We start from the raw sequence: 21,429 nt of genomic DNA, 5'->3' as shown, positions 1-21,429 counted from the left end.
TCACACCTCGCTTATTTCAAACATTGCTTCTGTGCCCGCCTCATTTTCTTCCGCTTCGGGCAACTGTGCTTTTTCAGGCCAATACCGCTGTTTTCGGTATACTGTCTGGCCGCCTTTCGGTTCCATGGCCGCTTTTCGCTCTTTCGGTATTCCTTCGTTGCTGACAATGATATGGGCATTATTCCCGCCCAAACCGAACGCGCTGACCCCGGCCCTGAGTATCTCTTTTTTTCCGTCCCACCGCTTCAGCTCAAGCACAGGATAAAGCGGCGAATCATTAAATTGAAAGCGGGGGTTCGGTTTATGGCAATGCAAAGTCGGCGGCAGTTCTTCATTGGCAATCGCCAGCAAAACTTTGATGATTCCCGCCGCGCCCGCCGCACTCAGCAAGTGGCCGATATTGCTTTTGACGCTTCCTACACCGCAAAATTGTTTTTCATCGGAATAAGCAGACAAGACATTGGTTAATCCCTTTAATTCAATCGGGTCGCCGATCAATGTACCGGTTCCGTGCGTCTCTACGTATGTCATGGTGTCCGGCTCGATTTCCGCTGATTGAACCGCCTGCTCAATCAAGTCCTGCTGCGCCCGGGGATTCGGCGTCGTCACGCCCATTGTGCTGCCGTCATTATTAATCGCAGAGCCGTCAATAACGCCGTATATTTTATCTTCGTCTTCTATCGCTTTTTCGAGCGGCTTCAGCATCAGCACACCGCAGCCCTCTCCTATTCCTGTTCCGTCCGCATCGGCATCGAAAGATTTTGAACGGCCGTTTGGCGATAAGATTCTCGCCGCGCTCATTGTGAGAAAAGGTTTTTCATCAAGCAAAATGTCAACCCCGCCCGCAAAGGCCGCTTCCGCTTCTCCATTTTGAATAGCCTGCACGGCCAAATGAATTGCCGTTAGCGAACTGGAGCAGGCCGTATCTACGACCAGGTTGGGCCCTGTAAAGTTATAAATGTGCGCCATATGTGCGGTAATAAAATTTTGCCCCGCGCCAATAATCGCGTCTTTTTGCAAATATTGAAATTTCTGATGAAACGCACCTGCCCTTGCACCGGCAAAAACGCCGATACGGCGGCCCCAGAGATCCTCTTTTTGATAACCGGCATCAGCCAAAGCTTCCGCGCTCACTTCGAGCCACTGCCTTTGCAGCGGGTCTATCATCGGTGCCAGCGTTTCTGAAATATTAAAATACTCCGGGTCAAATTGATCAATATCGTGAATAAAACCGCCCCATTTACTGATGCTTTTTCCTTCTTGATATTCACCCGGCTGATAGTGTTCCCCGGTGTCCCATCTGTCCGGCGGAACTTCAGTGACGGCATCCGTTCCGCTGCGGAGATTCTTCCAAAATTCTTTTATATCCCCCGCTTTCGGAAAATGGCAGGCCATGCCGATGATCGCAACCTTTCCCCGTTTCTCAGGCTTATATGCCGTTTTTTTGCTCCGTTTCGGCGTCTTCTGCAAAGGAACCTTCTCCGCGGAAACTGCTGCATCTGCCGAAAAAGCTTCCGGACAATGTGCGGCTAAATAATCCGCGAGCTTTTCTATGGTAGGGTGTTCCAGAAGGACAGTCGGATCAATTGAAACGGACGGCAGTTTTTGATCAATCTTTGTCAGTACTTGCGCCAGAAAGATTGAATCCATTCCGTATTCCTGAAAAGGCACATCGATATCCATATGCGTTTCATCGATACTCAGCTCTTTTGCCAAAAGCGACCTCAGCCAAGATTGAATATCAATCCGGTTATGTTCCCGTTTTTTTGTTTCAGGAGGTTTGGAAGCTGTTCTCATTTCTTTATGGGCGGCTGGCTTGGCGTTTTCCAGCGCTTTGATGTCCCAATCATGTTTCACTTGTGCCGGCAGCACGACAGCTCCGGGTCTTTCTCTTAAAATGTAATCAAGCATCTTGAGACCTTCCGCGTCAGAGTGCCGCAGCAATCCCGTTTGCTCATAAATCCCGCTTTTTGTATCCCTGCTCATGCCCGTCTCATCCCATGCCGGCCATTGTATGCTGATGATGCCGCTCTCATTGTTTTCTGCAAAATAGTCCATGTAAGAATTAGCCATCGCATAATCGCTCTGTCCCGCCGCAAGAATCGGGACGGCTGCCGAGACAGATGAAAACAGGACGAAAAATGCCGGCGCATCATCCTTTACACTCTCATACAGACTGTGAAGGCCGTCTGCTTTCGGGGCGAGCACCCGCGCGATACTGTCTTTGGATTTGCGGAGAAAAGCAGGGTTTTCACGGTCCGCAATTCCCGCGCAATGCAGAATGCCTCCGACAGGTCCGAGCGTTGAGGTTACCTCTTTTATAAGCCGTCCGACTGCCTGCTTATCCGTCAGATCAACTGCTGAGACGCACACTTTTACGCCTTGTGATTCCAGCTGCCGGATAAGCTGTATTTTTTCCGAAACGACAGGGTCTGTTTGCTCAAGATCCCACTCGGTTTTCGGCGGCAGCTCCTTTCTGCCTGTCAAAAGCAGTTTCTTCACACCATATGCGGAAACGAAATGCTTGGCGCATAAAGCGCCGAGTCCGCGCGTTCCTCCGGTTATCATCAGGACGGCGTCTTTTGGAAACGCAGTCCGGTCTGTTTGCACGGCTTCTGGTTCAATCTGATCAGTCTGCCGAAGAACATAGCTGAAGCGCATGCCGTCCCTGCAGCAAACAGCAGATTCCGTTAAGTCTGATTCAATTTCTTGTTTAATAAAAGCGGCTGTCTGCTCCAGCGGCTCTTCAGGATCAATATCGGCGTGACAGGTGAGAATATGGCTGTATTCATGCCGCAGCATGCGATAAAGCCCCGCTTTTTCAATACCATGCATAGCGGCCGCCTTATTTTTGAAGGCTTCAAGCCCTTTTGTAAGATAAAGCATTTTCATCTTTTCTTGTCCGCGGCCGTATTCAATCAGCTGCTGCAGCGATGCCACCCAGCTGATGTCCTGCCGCTTTTGTCGGGAGCCGCAGCCGGTGAAGTCAATAAACCCCGAATAGATGGCCGCATTCGGACCCTGTAAGAAAGAGATGAGCTGATTTTCCTGCACAATGTCAGCATCATTCAGCTGTTTTTTCACCTCGGCGGCAAGGTCTTTTGTATCCTCGGAGACGATGAGCGCTATTTTGCTGTTGAACGGCTCGGATGAAGACACTGCCTCGCACGGTTCCCATGTTTTTTGCAATACTACTGTTTTTTGATTCGAAAGCGGCAGCTGCTCCCGTTTCGGCACCCAATAGCGGTCTGCTCTGAACGGATAGGAGGGCAGGCTGATGCGGCGCGGCTTACTGTCCGTATACAGCTGCTCCCAATCCGTGTCAAATCCGTTTGCCCAGAGCCGCAGCACTTTCCTGTATTTCTTTTTCTCAAGCCAGGCGCTGACGAGGTCAGCGGCGTCTTCATCGTCTGAGAACATGGAAATCGTGTTATTCTCGCGTTTTTTACGGCCGCTGATGATATCTTCGCTGTTTTTTTCCATCAGAAACGCGTTCAGTTTTTCAGTCAGTTCCTCTGCGGAGCCTGCAATGATTCCCAGCCTCGCTTCCATCGCATCCCGTCCGGTCTGCAGTGTGTATGCGGCATCTGCAAGATCGATATGGCGGAATGATCCGTTTTGGATAAAATCGCGAAGGAGACGCGCTCTTTCTTTCAGCCGCTCTTCATTTTTAGCCGACAAAACAAAAAGAGATGACGCTTTCTCACGGGTTTCCTGCTGTTCCGTCTCACTTCTGCCCATGTATTCTTCAATAACGATATGCGCATTGACGCCTCCGAAACCGAATGAGCTTACACCCGCCCGGCGGGGCAGGACCCGGCCGTTTTCATCACGCAGCGCTTCCCACTCCTTTGTTTCTGTCACAATGTAAAACGGGCTGTCCTTCAATTTGATATGGGGATTGATGTTCTCGCAATGCAGACTTTTGGCGAGCGTCCGATGTTTCAGCTGCATCAATACTTTGATAACGCCCGCAATACCTGCCGCGAGCTCCAAATGTCCGATATTTGTCTTCACTGAGCCTATCCCGCAATATCCGCCCGGAGCCCCGTCTGTTTGGAAAGCTTTTTTCAATGCATTGATCTCAATCGGATCTCCGAGTGCCGTTCCTGTTCCGTGCGCTTCTATATAAGTGATCGTTGACGGGTGAATACCGGCTTTTTGATAAGCGCTTTTCAGCACATCCGTCTGAGCCTGCGGATTCGGCGCGGTAAGCGACGCTGAGCGTCCGCCGTGATTTTCCGCTGTACCGCGGATGAGGCCGTAGATGTGATCCCTGTCATGCTCTGCCTCTGAAAGCTTTTTCAAGACAATCATGCCGGCACCCTCTCCTCTGACATAACCGTCAGCCTGATCGGAAAATGTTTTGCAGCGCCCGTCTTCACTAAGCATGCCTGCTTTTTGAAAACCGATATGCCCTTCAGGCGTGACGATCGTGTTGACGCCCCCTGCGACCGCCATATCACAATCTCCCGTTTCAATGGCTTTTACCGCGTGGTGAATGGCGACTAAAGAGCTTGAACAAGCGGTTTCTACCGGCTCGCTCGGCCCGTGAATATCAAGAAAATAACTCATCCGGTTCGGCCCGACGGACGGCACGATTCCGGTCATCGTATACCCCTCGACAGGAAGACCCGCCTTATTGATTAAGGTTTGATATCCGCTTCCCAATGTGCCGGTGAAAATACCGGTTTTTGTTCCGGCAATCCGTTTTGCTGAGTACCCCGCGTCTTCAATGGCTTTCCACACATACATCATTAATAGACGCTGCTGAGGATCCATCATTTCAGCTTCTTTCGGAGATATCCCGAAAAACAGCGGGTCAAACCCGGCGATACCATCTATAAAACCGCCCCATTTAATTGACGTTTTATTTGCGTCCGCTGCCGGATCGCCGTAATATTCGCGCCAATCCCAGCGATCTCGGGGAATTTCTGTGATGCAATGCTCCCCTTTTTGTAAACGTGTCCAGAATTCATCTATGTCTTTCGCCTGCGGAAAAATACCGCTGATTCCGATAATGGCTATCGGTTCGGTTTTTTCTTCTGATTTTCCTTTTACGGATACGGGCGTTTCCCGCTTGGCATGAACGGCCGCCGGAGCTTCAGCTTTTCTTATTCCGGCTTTTGGAGCGGTTTTTAAACTCTCTCTTTCTAAGCCGCTGAATGCTTCTTTCCATTCAGATATCAAATGACCGCTCAGTTTGCGCAATGTCGGAAATTCAAAGAAGATAGTCGGGCTGAGCTCAAGCTGATAAGTCCGATTTAATAGATTTGTAAATTCAGTGAAGATTATCGAATCAAATCCGTATTCCGTCAGTTCGCTGTCAGCCTCAATATCTTTCATGCTTACCTTTAAAAGATCTGATACATGCCGCTTTAGTTTCTCTTGAACCTGATCTTTCAGATCTCTTGCATCTGCCACTGCCGGAGCTTGTCCGGCGGCGCTTTGTTCTTCGCCCAGATCGAAAATATGCCTGCGAATCCGTTTTTCGTCGCCTTCTGCCACCATGACCTGGTGTTCTCCGGAGGCAAAAGCGGCGTACAGCGCTTGGATGCCTGAGGTCGATCGCATGGCTTTCATTCCGGTCTGTTCGTACATCAGCCGTTCGGTCTCTTTGTCCACGCGCATACCTCCTTCTTCCCAAAGCGGCCAGTTGACAGACAGGGTCTGCCCGCTCCGCTCGTTGTCCCGCACGAGACGGTTCCGGCGGGCTGCATATACGTCCATAAATGCGTTGGCTGCCGCATAACCGGCCTGCCCCGGATTTCCCATGCCTCCCGCCAAGGAAGAAAACAGAATGAAAAAGTCCAGCCGCATATCTTTCGCTGCTTCATCAAGATTGATAAGCCCTTTCACTTTCGGCGCCATGACGGCCTTCCGTTCGTTTTCTGTCTGGTTCAGAATGTAGTTGTCAGCGATCACGCCTGCGCCGTGAATGATCCCGTCGAGTGTTCCGTGCTCCTCCTGTATGCCGCGGACGAGGGCGCTGACCGCCGCCCTGTCTGTCACGTCAACCGATTGATACAATACACGGGCGCCTGACGCTTCCAAGCGCCGTAAGCGGGCGGAGCGCTCTTCATCAAGCACTTCTGCCCTCCCCGTTAATACGAGGACGGCGTTTTTGACGCGGGAGGCTATTTCTTCAGCGAAAATCAGGCCGATGCCGCCCGCTCCCCCGGTGAGGAGGTAGACCCCTTCGTCTTTCCACGGAACGGCGCCGCTTTGAGAGGCCGGCAGATGACGCCAGTTTCTGACGAGACGTTTGCCGTCTTCATAACGGATTTCCGCTTGTTCAGGATGCGCCCGATTTTCTTTCAGCTTGGCAAGAAGCGATGATGCTGACTCGTCCGGATCGGCTTGGATGACTTGGCCGTACAGCTTCGGATGTTCAAGGTGAGCCGTTTTCAGAAAAGCGGCCAGCCCCGCCAATACATTGTCTTCCCCCCTGTCGGGGACAAGAAGCTGGATCAGCGTTTTTTTCTTCTGTTTTTCTTTGATAAGACGCGTGACGATCGCTGACAGCTCCGCCGCGCAGGCGTCATAACGCTCTTCAATCGGACCTTCGCTGTCAGCCGCACATACGGCGCCGCTTATGTCCTCAGCGTTCATTCCGCCATACAGCGTCACGTATCTGAAAGACTCTTCTTGTCCGCCGCCTTCACCCGGCGGTGATTCCTGCCACTTTGGCTGAAGCAAGAGCGGTTTTTCCTCCGTTTCCTCTTCCAGAAAACGGGCGGTGAGCCCCGTCAATCGGACACATACCGCACCGTTTTCATCACACAGCTCAATATGATAGGCGCCGTCCTTTGAGGAAAGCACCGCCCACATCGTCTCACGGCACGCAGAAAACACCTGCATATCCTGAAGGGCAAACGGCAGGAACGGCCGTCCGGACGCAGAACCGTCTGAGAGCACGAGACCGATAGAAGCCTGAAGGGCGGCGTCCAGCATGCTCGGATGCAGGATGAACGGCTCCTTTTCCTCGCGGGCGGACGGCGGGAGAATGAGCTTCGCGAGCACTTCTCCGCTTCCGGCATAGACGGCGTCAAGCGCCTGATGCGACGGTCCGTAGGTGATGCCGAGGCTGTCGAATGCTTCATAGCACTCAGCCTTTGACAAGTGACGACCGCCGCAGCGCGCCTGAACCGCTTCCACATCGAGTACAGGAGCACGCTCCGTCTCTTCGAGCACGGCCTTTCCCTGGAAAAAGACAAGCGGCTCTTCTCCTTCGGCATACGCTTCAAAAGCAATGTCTCCGTTTTCTTCCGGCTGAAGCTTTACATGAAGCGTCACTCCTTCAGAAAGCGCCGTCACCGGCCGGAGCCAAACGATCTGTTTGAGCCGGACACCCGTTTTCCCGCCCGGCAAGTCTTCAGCAGCAAGTGTAACGGCGGCCCGGGCCATTTCTAAAGCAGCTGCGCCCGGAAGCACCGGTTTTCCATTGACGATATGATCGGCAAAAAACGGTTCATGCCCAGAAAAAACAGAAGTAAAGCGCTGGGCGGTAAAAGTCGATGTATTCGCGTGAAGCAGCGGGTGGAGCTTTTCGCGTTCAGCTGAATTCCGGCTTTCAAGCTCTCTCTGAAGACGATCGGACGCCCAATACGTCTGCCTGGCAAACGGGTAGCCCGGCAGATTGCCGATTCGCGGCAAAGGTCCGCCATAAAGCAAGTCCCCTTCGATTTCATAACCTTGACAATAAAAATCTGCTAGCACGCATAACAGCTCCTGATATTTTCTATGGCCAGAATATGAGGCGCTGCACTTGCCGAGCACTTCTATTATGTGCTCCTGAATATGCTGACGGCCTGCAAAGTGCTGCGGTACTTTTCCCGAAAACACATAAGGATGATGTTCATTAAGCTTTGCCTGCTTCCATACATACACTGCGTCATCAGCATCTTGCACTACGATGGCGGCGCGATGGTTAAAGTGATGCCGTCCTTTTAACAACGTATAGCTGAGCTGGGCCAGATCATTTTCTTTCAGTCCGCCGTTTTCCGCCCAAGTGATCATATCTTCGATTTTTTCGTGAAGAGCCTCCTCTGTTTTTGCAGACAAAGTAAGTAAATATGCAGGGGCATCACGATGAGGTGAAGCGCTGCGCTTATAGCTTTCCATAACGACATGGGCGTTTGTTCCGCTCATCCCGAATGCGCTGACTGCCCCCATTCGGTTTTTACCCGGCAGAGAAGGCCACGGTTTACCCGTTTTATTCACATAAAAAGGACTCTTCTCCCAGTTGATATAGCGGTTTTCCCCGCTGCAATGCAGACTGGCGGGAATCATTTCACGGGAGAACGCCTGTAAAAGACTGATCAAACTGACAATGCCTGATGCGGCAAACGTGTGGCCGATATTGGTTTTAATTGATGTGAGCGCGCAAAATGCTTCTTCGTTTGTATAGGCAGAAAATGCGTCATAAAGCGCGTTAATTTCCACCGGATCACCGAGTTTTGTACCTGTGCCGTGTGTGACGATATATTCGATATCTTCAGGGTTGATACGGCCCCGGTCATAAACGGAAGTAAGCAGCCGGGTCTGCGCGACGCCGCTCGGAGCGGTAATTCCGTTTGTTTTCCCATCATAATTGATGCCGCTCGCCCGAATCACCCCGTAAATCGGATCACCATCCGCTTCCGCCTCTCTCAGCGGCTTCAGAACAACCGCCGCGGCCGCTTCCCCCGGAACCATGCCGTCAGCCCTTTTATCAAACGCGAAGCATTTCCCGTTTTCCGACAGCATTCCGGCTTTATCTATCGTTTCAAAAAAGTCCGGGGTATTCATGATATTCACCCCGGCCGCAACAGCTGTGGTGCACTCTTTATTCTGCAGGCTTAATACCGCCTGATGGACAGAAACGAGTCCCGAAGAACATGCTGTATTTATCGCCATCACAGGACCTGATAAATTCAAGTGATAAGCCAGCCGCGCCGCCAAAATACCGTTATGATGAGACGTGACATTGCCTTTGTCCCGTGTTAAAAGGTGATAATCTCCTTCTTCCGCCCCCACAAACATACCGATCGTCTGCTGCCTGATGTGACTGGCGCCGTAGCCGGCGTCCTCAAGGGCCCTCCACGCTTCCTGAAGAAGCAGCCGCTGTTTCGGATCCATCGTTTCAGCTTCCCTCGGCGATATTTCAAAAAATAAAGGGTCGAATTCGTCCGCCCCCGGTACAGCGCCGAGTTTCCATTTTGAACTTGTGAAACCTTTTTTTGCGACCGGTGCGACAACATCCTTTTCCTGAAACAGAATGTCCCACAGCTCGTCCGCCGTGCGCGCCTGAGGAAATCGGCCGCTCATGCCGATAATGGCAATGGAATCAGCTGCCTGACTGCCCTCGGTTCCGGCGTTCAGCTTATTTCTTCCCCTCTGCTTCTTTCGCTTTTCCGTTCCTGTCTTTTCAAAGACAGATTGATCTGCGGATTCAGGTTTCTTTTCTTCATAGACATGCTCCATGACGGACTTGTGTTCCGTCAGAAAATAGCGGACGACCTTCTCCAGTGTGGAATGTCCGAAAAACAGGGCCGGTGTCACTTCAATTCCGTAATGAGCGGACAAAGAAGAGGCGAATTCCGCCAAACTGATAGAATCAAAGCCGAAATCAGCCAGATTGTCAGTGTCCGTCAGTCTGTTCTTGTCTATTTTCAAAAGCCCCGCCGCCAGTTCTTTCACATCCCAGCTTACGCATTCTTCCAGTGTAAAGCCTTTCATTTCACTCCGCCTTCCTGAAAACGGGACGTTCCTGTTTACAGAACCCGAAATCGGCCGTTCGCCTTGATCTATCTGCAGGAAGCGTTTGGCCCTCGACGGAAAACCGGCCAGGACGAGATACTGGCTGGACGGCTGGACTAACAATGTTTCAAAAGCGTCGAGTCCTTCCTCTGTGTATAAATAACGCTGTCCGCTTGATTTTAAATACATATCGGTGCTTTCCGCCGTGCCGACATGCATCCCCCCTTCTTTCCAAAGCGGCCAATTGATTGCAAGTGACTTGCCGCTTCTGAGTCCGAGGCTCACAAGTTTTTCCCGATGACGGACAAAAGCCATTTGGAAGCGGTTCCCCATCGCGTAGTCACAAGAACCGAAGTCTCCTAAAATCGCTGAAGAAGAAGAGAAACAACAGAAGAAGTCAAGCGGCTCCCGTGACAGAACCTGATCTAACACCGCGGTGCCGTCCGCTTTTGGCGATAAGACTTGCTGAAAGGTTTGCAGATCTTTCTCCAGAATGCTTTCAGTGCCTTGAAGACCTGCAGCGTGAATGACACCGTGAATCGGCCCGCATCCTTTCTCTTTCGCTTCTTGCAAACCTTTCTCCATCTGAGCCTGATCTGCGGCATCCGCCTGCACGTAAAACACCTTGGCGCCTGATTCTTCCAATCTCTTTATCTTGTTCAGCACCGGGCCGCCTGCCGCTGATCTCCCCGTCAAAATGAGCGTAACCGGTCCTTTTTCAGCGAAATATCCGGCAAATAACAAGCCTAATCCCCCGCATCCGCCGGTAATCAAGTACGTTTTCCCGCTTTTTATCACACGCTTCTCAACAGGGGCAATATCCGTCTGCTTCATTTCCATGACGTGACGGATTTCCCCACTGTACATGACACTGCGGAACGACTCGCTGTGAAGTTCTTCACATACGTTATGGATCAGTTTTTCTAACGGTCCTTTTTGTTCAAAATAAACCGCGGCCGTATCCGTCTCCGGCAAGATCAGTTTCAGCGACCGTTCCAGCCCGATCCATGACTCGGCGTAACTGATATCGGTATCGCTCCCGCACTGAGCGGAAAGAAAGATTCGCCTCGGTTTAAAACGCAAAGAAGCAGCTGCGCGGATCACATGATACAGAATGGAATAGTCTTTCACGGTCTTTTCATCTTCAAGCGGCCATCCATACAAAATGGCATCCGCTTTGCCTGCAGCCGTTTCAATATGCCGAAACGTTTCTTGATATGCTTGTCCGTCAGTGATTTTAATTTGATAATGCGTGTTTGAAAGCTTTTGAGTTTCCTCACCCTGTGAAATAAAAAACACGCCGGCTCCCGGATAAAGGGATTGTAAAGACTGATAAGCATGCTTTCTGGCAGCTTCTCCCGTAAGAAAACAGATGACCGTTTTCAGCTCTTCATGAATGGATTTCTTCAAAGGCTGCTGCGTCCACATTTCTTCAAATATCATCATCTCGGATTGTTCCTCTTGCCCGTGATCCTGCTGAGACGGCAGTCTCATTCTTATCCCTTTGATTTCTGCGCAGACAGTGCCGGTTTCGTCACAAAATTGAATGTCACAGCCGGTTTGATTCTTTTTATTAATATACATCCACATGCCGGATGAGCACGGACGCATGACGCGCAGTTCTTCAACCGCTTCAGGCACGATATGGACTGACGGCTCCGTTTTTGCCAGGACTTGAAAAGCTGCGTCCAGAAATTCCGGCGGCAGATGATATCCCGGATTACAGCCGCTTTCATCTATAAGAGCAAGCTTCGCCCAAACCGCATTTTCTCCCGCATAAAGCTTTTCAACGGTGCGGAACTCCTTACTGATCGTTACACCTGACGTGCCTGGTGTTTCATAATCGAATGACAGCGGGCGGCAGTCTTTTTGTAAGGAGGCAATATCCAGCACGCGGGATGGCTGTATGTTCCCTTGTCCGATGATTCCATAATGATGCAGCTTCTCTTCGTCACTGTATATTTCATAATGGATGCCTTCCTCGTCTTCAGACAGAAGGGAGAGATTGACGCCCGCACCGTGATGTCCGCCGGTAATCGGATCAGTCCATGCCGCCGTTCGGATCCATATCTCTTTTTCTTCAGAGCTGTCTGCCGCATGATGATAAGCCGCAAGCGCCATTTCTAAATAAACGGCTGCCGACAGAACCCGCTCCCCTCTCACATCCTGGAAAACGTGTTCCCGGCCTGTAAAAGATGTATGATAGCTTTGCTCCGCCAAGGTTGACGTATTTTCATGCAGGAAAGGATGCACATATTCAGTTGTTCCTGTTTTTGGTTCTTCCCGCTTCATCCAGTAGCTTTCTTTTGCAAATGGATAAGACGGCAGACTGATACGATGCGGCAGCGCGCCTTTATATAAAGATGCCCAATCGACGGGCGCCCCGTGGACCCAGGCATTCAAAAGACTGTCAAATTGACGTTTTTCCATCCAATCACCGACTGTGCCTTCCGTCTCTGTGACAGCACTATCACTCCGGCCCGTAAACACCCCGCTTACGGAACCGGCATTATTCAGAAAAGCAGTCAGCTTCTGTTCCAATTCAGAAACAGAGTCCGCTGTCATCGCCAGCCGTTCTTCCATCGGGACCCTGCCGACTTGAAGGGTAAATGCCGCGTCAAGCAGATTTGCATCTGTAATTGTTCCGTTTCCGGCGGCATTCGACAGCAACAGAGCCCGCTCGCGCAAGCGGTCTTTATCTTTTGCCGATAAAACAAAAAGCGCCGGACGGCCGAAGTCCGCCGAAGTCATTTCAGCCGGTTCATACTCTTCTATAAGCAGGTGGGCATTTGCCCCGCCCGCTCCGAAAGAAGATGTACCCGCGATTCTCGGATATTCCCGTGTTACTCCTTCAGATTCTATGACCGGCCGTCTCCATTCCGCCGTTTCCTGCTGCACGATAAAAGGAGAAGTTTCAAAATCAATTTCCGGGTTCAGCTGCTTTGAATGCAGCGACGGCACCAGATATCCGTGTTTCATCTGAAGAAGAATTTTGGTGACCGCAGCAATGCCCGCCGCACTTTCCAGGTGTCCGATATTGGATTTAACAGAACCGATGGAACAAAATTGCTTTGCATCCGTATAGCGGCGGAAAGCCTTGGTTAACCCCGCGATTTCAATCGGGTCTCCCAAGGAAGTGCCGGTGCCGTGGGCTTCCAGATAGCTGATTGCTCTCGGATCAATCCCTGCCCTCTCCATCGCGTCTGCGATCACTTCCCCTTGTGCATTCGGGTTCGGAACGGTGAACCCGTTCGTTTTGCCGCCGGCATTCAGAGCGCTTCCTTTAATGACACCGTATATATGATCATGATCTTCAACAGCCTTCTTCAACGGCTTTAACACGATACAGCCGACGCCCTCTCCGTCAACAAACCCGTCAGCCTTATCACCGAACGCTTTGCACGCGTTTGACGGCGACAGCATTCTCATAGAAGAAAGTCCGATATAATGAACCGGATCTGTAATCAGGTTTACGCCGCCGGCAATCGCGCATTCAGATGCACCTGTTCTGATGCTTTCTGCGGCGAGATGAATGGCGGTTAAGGATGAGGAGCATGCGGTATCGACCGCGATGCTCGGACCGTGAAAATCAAACACATAGGATACGCGGTTCGGGATAAAGTGGTAGTGGGCCCCTGTCGGATAGTTGCCGTTCATGACACCTGCAAAGACACCAACCTTTTTACCGGCGCATAGTGAATCAGGGGTATATCCGGCATCCTCAAGGGCCGCATAAGCGGTTTCCAGAAACAGTCTCTCCTGCGGGTCCATGCGCTCCGCTTCTTTCGGGGAGATTTTAAAAAACAGCGGATCAAATTTATCAATATCTGTTAAAAAGCCGCCCCACTTCGTATACATCCGGCCTTCCTTACCTTTTGTCTCATCATAGTAGTCCCGCCAATCCCAGCGGTCTTTCGGAATTTCGGTGATTCCGTGTTCACCGGTCTTTAACCGTTCCCAGAACTCATTAACATTTTCAGCTCCGGGATACTTCCCGGCAAGACCGACAATTGCCACTTCAAGGTGTTTTGAGGGCGGTTCGGAAGCGGGCGGCGCTTTTTCAGAAAAAGATGCCGCTTGGCGCTTCGTCAATCCGGCGCTTTTTTTGCGGCTTTGCTTTTTCTGTAGAGTGTGCGGCACCTTTTCGGCTTCTTTATTTGTCTTGAAAATCCCAGCCATATCTTCCTGTCTTGAGCTGACGAGATATTCCGCTAATCCGCCGATTGTCGGATACTCGAAGAACAATGTGCTGCTGATATCAGGGACGTCTTCCCGCACGCGGTTGGTCAGCTGTACGATTAAGATGGAATCGATTCCGTATTCTTCAAGGGGCGTATGGGCTTGAACGTCCTCAATCGGCATCTTTAAGATGACGCTGACGATCTGTTTCAGATACTCTGTGCTTTTTTCAAGCAAAGAGCCGGATGATACCGCTTCAGTATGAGGGAGTTCTTCTGAAAATCGCGCATGCAGTTCGCGCTCCTTCGTTTCAGCCAAGTATGCGGCAAGCTCTTCTATCGTCCGGTATTCAAAAAACAGCGTGCTGCTGATATCAGGGACGAGATCCCGCAGCTCATTCGTCAGCTGAACGATCAGAATAGAGTCAATGCCGTATTCATCCAGAGGAGCCAGCGGGTTTATCTCTTCTGCCGGCATTTTTAATACTTTTGCCGCAGCCCTTATCAGAAAAGCCGCTGTCTTTTCCGAAAGCCCCTCTCCCGCTTGTTTGATGGGGAGCTGACGATCAGAGGATGTTCGCGGTACGTTTGATTGGCGCTTTTGCGCGGTGTAAGCTTCCCTGCTCTGCCTGATGACTCCGTTGCTTTTCGCTGTGATAATCTGCTGGGTGTGCAGACGTTCGTTTTCAGCCGGAAATTGAATGGAATGAAAGCCTTCAGCCATTAAAACGGATTTCCATGTTTCCGGATAAAGACCGGGGCACCCCGGAATCCGCAGCGCCTCATCTTCGTACAGCCACCAGCCCTCTAATAAGCCGAATGTAACATGTGTAAACGGCGTATGCCCGCCCAGTTCATTAACGAGCAGCAAACCGTCTTTTTTCAATACGGCTTTTGCCGTCCGTAAGGTTTTCCGGATATTTTTGGTGGCATGCAGCACGTTTGCGGCGATAGCGATATCGTAGGTTCTCAGATGTAATCCCTGGCCCGCCGCAGGCTTCTCCACATTAAACAGCTGATACGTCAAAAACGGATTGTCCGCGCCGTATTCCTTTTCGGCATGCATTAAAAAAGCTTTTGACAAGTCGGTATAACAGTATTCCTGAATATGGTTTTGATAGGGGCGGAGCTTTTTAAACAGTGTGCTGCTCGTTCCGCCGGTGCCCGCTCCGATCTCCAGCAGACGGATGTTTGCCTCAGGATTGTTTTTAATTACATTTTCCACATAAATACACGCTTCATTTGCCAGCACATCGTTGTAATAATCAGCGAGAATGTTATGCTTATAGATTCCTTCAACAAGCTCCATTGAAGAATCGGGAAACATCACGTCAGTGGCTTTTATTTTGCCTGTTAAAATGTCAGGCAAAGCTTGAATGACGGTATCCGCCAGCAGAGCCTGCGCTTTCATATCCGGATCTTTCAGCCATTCGTTTTTCTTCTTATGCCACTCTTCCCACACCGCGGCCGTTTCACCGCTTTTAAAATCGCTGTCTAAAAGACGTATGCTTTCTTCCAGCCAGCGCTCATATAAAGGCAGACAGGAAGCTGCCGGCGCTTCGCCGGTCAGACCCATTGAACGCAGCGTCACCCGCAGCACTTGCAGCAAAAGCCGATTCAATTCTTTCATTTGATTGCTTATTTCTGTTCTTAAGGATAACTGTGTACGGTCTTTTTGTTTGTCTCCCTTACCCAAAACCTTATCCTCCTAAGAAAATTAAATTTGCTCCGTCATTTTGACAGGCAATCAGATAGTCACAAATTCATGAGGGTTCATTCCCTCGATCGGAATCGGCTTGGTCAGCTTCATCAGCCCCATGCGGGAGATCGGCTGCGTCAGCAGAGTTTCCAGCGCCTGCATCCCTTCCGCCCGGCTGATCAGTCCGAGACCGATTGCACTCAGTCTGTCAAACTCTTCAGAAATGTGATTGTCAGCCCGCTCCCAATACCCCCAGTTCATCACTTTGACCGGGCATGACAGCCGCCCGGAAAGCTCATGGGCAAATGCGTCTTTAAATGCGCACCCCGCCGCATAATGACTTTGATTCGGATTCTTAATATATGAAATAACCGAAGAGAAAAAGAGAATAAAGTCCAAAGACTCTTTCGCAAATACTTCGGCAATGTTGACGGAAATATCCACTTTCGCCGCAAGGCCGGCGTGAAACTGTGATTCTTCCATATCTTTTACGCTTTCATTCGCAAATACCATCGCTGAATGAACGACGCCGCTGATGGTGCCGTATGTGTTTTTAATCTGTTCATAGACGCGCTGAAGCGATGGAAGATCAGAAGCATCTGCGGCTATATATTCGGGAGCCGAGCCTGATGGCCGGTACCGGTCTATTTTTTGGCGTATCCGGCTGTCCAGCGGCCGCCTTCCGATCCAGACGACTCGGGCTTTATACGTCGTCACCATATAATCTGTCCAAACCTCGCCGATGCCTCCCGCACCGCCGATGATGACATATACGCCTCCATATCGGTAAGGAACACTTTCAGACGGCCCGCTTTGGACCGGAAGCAATTGAGGCCGGTGCCATTCCTGATGTCTGCGCACCCATGCTTTACCCGTACGGTCGCGGGGCAGGCTGAATATGTCTTCTGTGGGGAAATCCCCCCCGTCTTCAAGATCGACCAGACGGATGTGCCAGCTCGGATGTTCTTTTGCAAGAGACCCGACGAAACCATGCACACTGGAATGAGCGGGACGCACCTCATCATATTGGGTGATAGGCTGTGCTTGGTGCGTAATCACCGTCATCCCGAGCTGCTCTTTTCCATACCCGAGACCGATAAGAGCTTTGGCCGCTCTGAAAATTTGCAGCACCCCGCTTTTTTGATCATGGATGTAAGAATCAGCCGGCTGAGGGGCAAACCAGATCATATGCTGAATCTCACCGAGACGGCGGAGCCGATCGGATATCACTTCAACGGAAGCACTTTGGCTGCTATCAAATCGCACAGCTTTAGGAAACAATCGTAAAACCGCGTCCGCCTGCCCGTCTGTACCGCCTATGATGACAGCTTTTGCTTCAGAAACGGGGAAGCCGGTTTGGTTGTCTATCGGTTCCGCGTCCCATACCTGCATCAGTTTGACGGCTCCGGTAAGGTTACCCGGCAGATCGTATTGCTTGTCATCCGTTTCAGCCGGCGCACTTTCGGCCATCCGGGCAGAAAATCCTTTTATTCTTACACACACATTGCCGCGTTCATCACATATATCAATGTCCATTCTTCGCACGGCCGGTGTTTCATGCGTCACAAATACGGCCGCCCACATGTTTGGACTGCACGGATGAAAAACGGTCAGTTCATGCAATTCAAAAGGCATTAACGGCTGCTCCGGATAACCCGCTTTATCTTCATTCATAACGCCGATGGCCGCCTGAAAAGCGGAATCTATCAGACTCGGATGGAGCACAAACTGTTCGGCCTCATCACAAACGGAAGCAGGGAGCACCAATCTAGCCAAGGCTTCTTTTTCCCCGCAATAAATGTGATCAATTCCTTGATGTGAAGGTCCGTATACCATTTCCGCCTTTGCAAATGCCGCATAGCAGTCTTCCTTTGACAGCACTTTTTTGCGGCAGCGCGCTTTCAGCTGTTCAATATGCAAAACCGGCGCCTCAGACAGCGGCTCAATCACAGCACTGCCTTCACAATAAATGTCTGAATCGTTGTCATTGCTGTACACTTGAAATGAAACATTGCCATTATCCTCCAAGGAAAGACCTGTCGTCATACGCAGCGGCTCTTTTTTATGAACGGCCTGGCGTATCCAGCTGATATACCGCAGCGAAATGCCGGTTTTAGCCGTGTATTCAGCGGCTAACGGCGCGGCAGCCAGTTCAGCCGCGGCTCTCGCCATTTCAAGATAAGCCGCCCCGGGGAGAACACGCTTGTTTCGGACGATATGATCGGCTAAGAAGAATTCATCTCCGTTCAGTACCGTGCTGAATTTTTGTTCTAACAAATCTGATGTATTGCGGTGAAGCAGCGGGTGAAGCCTGCTTTCTGTATTTACGGAAGTAACGGGATGATCGGGCTCCGGTATCCAATATCGTTCCTTTGCAAACGGGTACGTCGGCAGACTCATCCTGCGCGGTTTCTCCTCCTGATACAGCCGCGTCCAGTCTATCTCAAATCCTTTTGACCACAGCTCCGCAAGTTTTTTGTAAGTGCCGCTGTCCGTCCATTTTCGGATCAGCTCCTCCGTATCCTGATCATCATTCAGGAAACCCCTGATTTCCGTTCCGCTATCAGACCGCCCTTGAAAGCAGCCGTCAATCTGCCGTTTTCGTTCTGTAAATTCGGTTAATTTCCTGATCAGGTCCGCTTGATCGTTCACTAAAAAAACAAGCCGTTCTTCCATTGCCAGCCGTCCCGTTTGCAGCGTATATGCCAGTGACCGCAGGGAAAAAGATTCATCAGGCTGCTTATCTAAGCCGGACTGACCGAAAAGACCGGAAAGAATATTCTTATGTTTCTCATCGTTTGTAAGACATTCTGCTAAAGTCCGGACGGAAGTATGCTGTATGAGATCAGTCATGTCTATTGCCAGCCCGTATTGATCCGTCATCAGCTCAGAAAACTGTGTCAGCTGCATGACATCCAAGCCGAATTCCTTCCAATCCTGTTCATCTTCTACCGTGCCGGCCTCTACATGCAGAACATCCGCCAGAACGCTGCGTAACGCATTTTCCAGCTGATTTTGCATTGTATCTCTTTTGTCATGAAGCGGCCCGCTTCCTTCAGGCGCTTCATCTTTGAGAAACATCAGCAGGCGGGCAGCGTATTCTTTCAGCCGCTCCGGATTTTTCGCTGACAGAGGCACAATATACGGTCTCTCTTGATTCTCCGTAATGCCGGGGCTTTTGGGCCTGTACTCTTCTAAAATGAGATGAACGTTTGACCCCGTCGCCCCGAATGAACTGATGCCTGCGCGTCTCGGACAGGAATGTTCAATGCCGTTCTCTGTATACGCCGGCTTTTTCCATGACTCGGTTTTTTGCTGCACGTAAAATGGCGAGTCCTCTAAACGGAGATACGGATTAATCGTCTCTGAGTGCAAAGAAGGGACAAGCGTTTTGTGAAACAGCTGCAAAACCGTTTTATGAAGCCCGCTGATCCCGGCGGCTGATTCCGCATGTCCGATATTCGATTTAACGGAACCGATCGCACAAAATTGCCGATCCTCTGTAAACGTGCGGTAAGCTTTAACAAGACCTTGTATTTCAATCGGATCTCCTAAAGAAGTTCCGGTTCCGTGCGCTTCCACATAAGAAATCGTCCGGGGATCGATCTCCGTCTTTTCAAGGCATTCAGCTATCATATCCCCCTGCGCCACGGGGCTCGGCACGGTAATCCCGCTGACGGTCCCCACGTGATTGACGGCGCTGCCTTTTATCACCGCATAAATATGATCCTTATCTTCTTCGGCCTTGTGGAGCGGCTTCAGCAGCACGGCTCCGATGCCGTCAGCTGAGACATAGCCCGTGCCTCCTTCGCCGAACGTGCGGCACAGTCCGTCACTCGAATGCATATCCATCAAGCCGTATGTGATATATTTTGTCGGGTGCAATGATAAATTGACGCCTCCGGCAAGAGCTGCTTCACATTCACCGCGTCTCAGACTTTCCGCCGCCATATGGACGGCCGTCAGAGATGACGAACACACCGTGTCAACCGCCATGCTCGGCCCGTGAAAATTGCAAAAATATGAAACCCGGTTTGCGATCGGCGCATAGTTCAAGGGATAAGGAAAGACCAGCCCTTTGGCCGCAGCTTCAGCGCCGGCAAGAGAATAATCCATATGCATCACCCCGGCAAACACACCGACGTTCATTCTCTTATTCGGCCCTTTCGGCTGAACGATTGTTTCCGGGGTGTAGCCCGCATCCTCAATCGTTTCCCAGCATGTTTCTAAAAACAATCGTTCTTGCGGATCTTTAGCTTCTGCCTCCCGCGGAGAAATCCGGAAAAATTTCGCGTCAAAACAATCCGGATCGTCTATAAAACCGCCCCATTTGGAAATCGGCTTGCCGGACGGCGATCGCAAATGCTCATATGTCCTCGTATCCCAGCGGGAACGAGGCACTTCCGTTACGCTGTTTTCTCCATTTTTTAAATTTGTCCAAAATTCACGAAGATTTTTGGCGCCGGGGTACCGTCCCGCCATCCCGACGATGGCAATATCTCCATTCTGCGTTCCGGCTGACGCCGATTTTTTCACGCGGATTTGGGTCGTCCTCTTTTTTTCCCGGTGCAAAGGCTCAGCACTTGAAGGCCCGCTTTGAGCATGACCGAAACCGGCTCCGTAATGTTCGCACAAATATCCCGCCAATTCCGCGATTGTCGTGTATTCAAATAACAGTGTCGGCAGAAGCTGCGTTCCGATTTTTTGTTCAATTTCCTTTACCATGTCCAACAGCCCCGGAGAATCCAGCCCCATTTCATAGTAGCCGATATCCGGGTCAATCTCTTTCACAGGTTTGTTCAATCGGGCGGCAAGCAATTCTTTTAAATAAAGGATGCACTGTTCAGTAAGGCTGGCGGAAGCCTCCGCATGGCGGGGCTCAGAAGGCGCCGGTTCCGCTTGCGGAGCCGGGACGGCATTCCGCCCGTCAGGTTCTTTCTTTTGCCGTTTCTGATTGATCAGTTCCGGGTCCCTCACCAGTTTATTGGCGAAGTTTTTCAGTTCGCCGACTTTTCTGCCTTCCTCATTGAAAAACTCCATTGTCACGTAAACGAGATCTTTCTTACGGGTGACGGATTCTTTTTTTATCTTGGTGATACATGTTGTCTGCAGCAATTCGGCGCAATAAAACGATTCATAAAACAGCGGCAGAAATAATTGCCCCTCCTCCCTCGTCAAAGGAGCGAGATATACATTGGAGCCGATGCTGCTCGCATCTATCAATGCGGGATGAAACATCGCCTCTTCTGCATGTTCCAGCTGATCCTTTTGCACCGACAGATCAATATAAATCTCTTTTTCAGTTTGGTAGACGCTTCCGCAGCCTTTCATCATTCCTGAATGAACCAGTTCTTGATCCCTGCATTCCTCGTAAATGTCCTCAAGCGGTATTTCTGCCGCCGTTTGTTTTACGGCATCTATCCGGACGCTTTCTTGGAAGCCGGCGGGCTTGACGGAATGCATTTGCGCCGCGGCATATACCTTTGTCTCTGCTGCTTCGTCACCTTGTTTTTGCCCTTTCACCTCTACCTTCCACTGCCCTTCGCCGTTCTCTGTACAATCAACGGAAAGCAGGATTGTTTCTCCCTGTTCAGGAGCTAAAGGGTGAAAAATCGATAAGTGCCTGAGTTCAAGGCCGGCATGAAAAAAACCGTTTTCTCTGAAAGTCTGATAGATCAGGTCAATATAAGCCAGACCCGGCAGCAGTTCCTTTCCATAGGCTTTATGATGTTTCAGAACGGGATGCTGATTGTTAATAAGAAGCTGCTCTTGCATATGAACTTCCTCCATATCGACGTTCAATTTTCAGCG

2 protein-coding genes are annotated in these 21,429 nt (G+C 50.7%); both read right to left on the bottom strand.

Translation table 11 applies throughout. The annotated features are described in order from the left end of the window. On the bottom strand, positions 1 to 15,615 hold the full coding sequence (locus BXO87_RS13940; protein WP_076851367.1) for an SDR family NAD(P)-dependent oxidoreductase: 15,615 nt from the start codon (positions 15,613 to 15,615) through the stop codon (positions 1 to 3). 51 nt (positions 15,616 to 15,666) lie between these two features. Beyond that, entirely contained in the window at positions 15,667 to 21,393 is a 5,727-nt protein-coding gene (locus tag BXO87_RS13935) for a type I polyketide synthase (RefSeq protein ID WP_076851366.1), read from the bottom strand. Positions 21,394 to 21,429 lie beyond the last annotated feature (36 nt).

Origin of the sequence: Bacillus sp. GZB (assembly GCF_001975995.1) — a bacterium.
GTDB lineage: Bacteria > Bacillota > Bacilli > Bacillales > Bacillaceae > Bacillus > Bacillus velezensis.
Note: the sequence above shows the minus strand (reverse complement) of the source record. Positions and strands in the feature narration are given on the sequence as shown.

Excerpts from the sequence above, each read along its gene's own strand:
- BXO87_RS13935 (WP_076851366.1), bottom strand. The coding sequence starts at position 21,393 with ATGCAAGAGCAGCTTCTTATTAACAATCAGCATCCCGTTCTGAAACAT.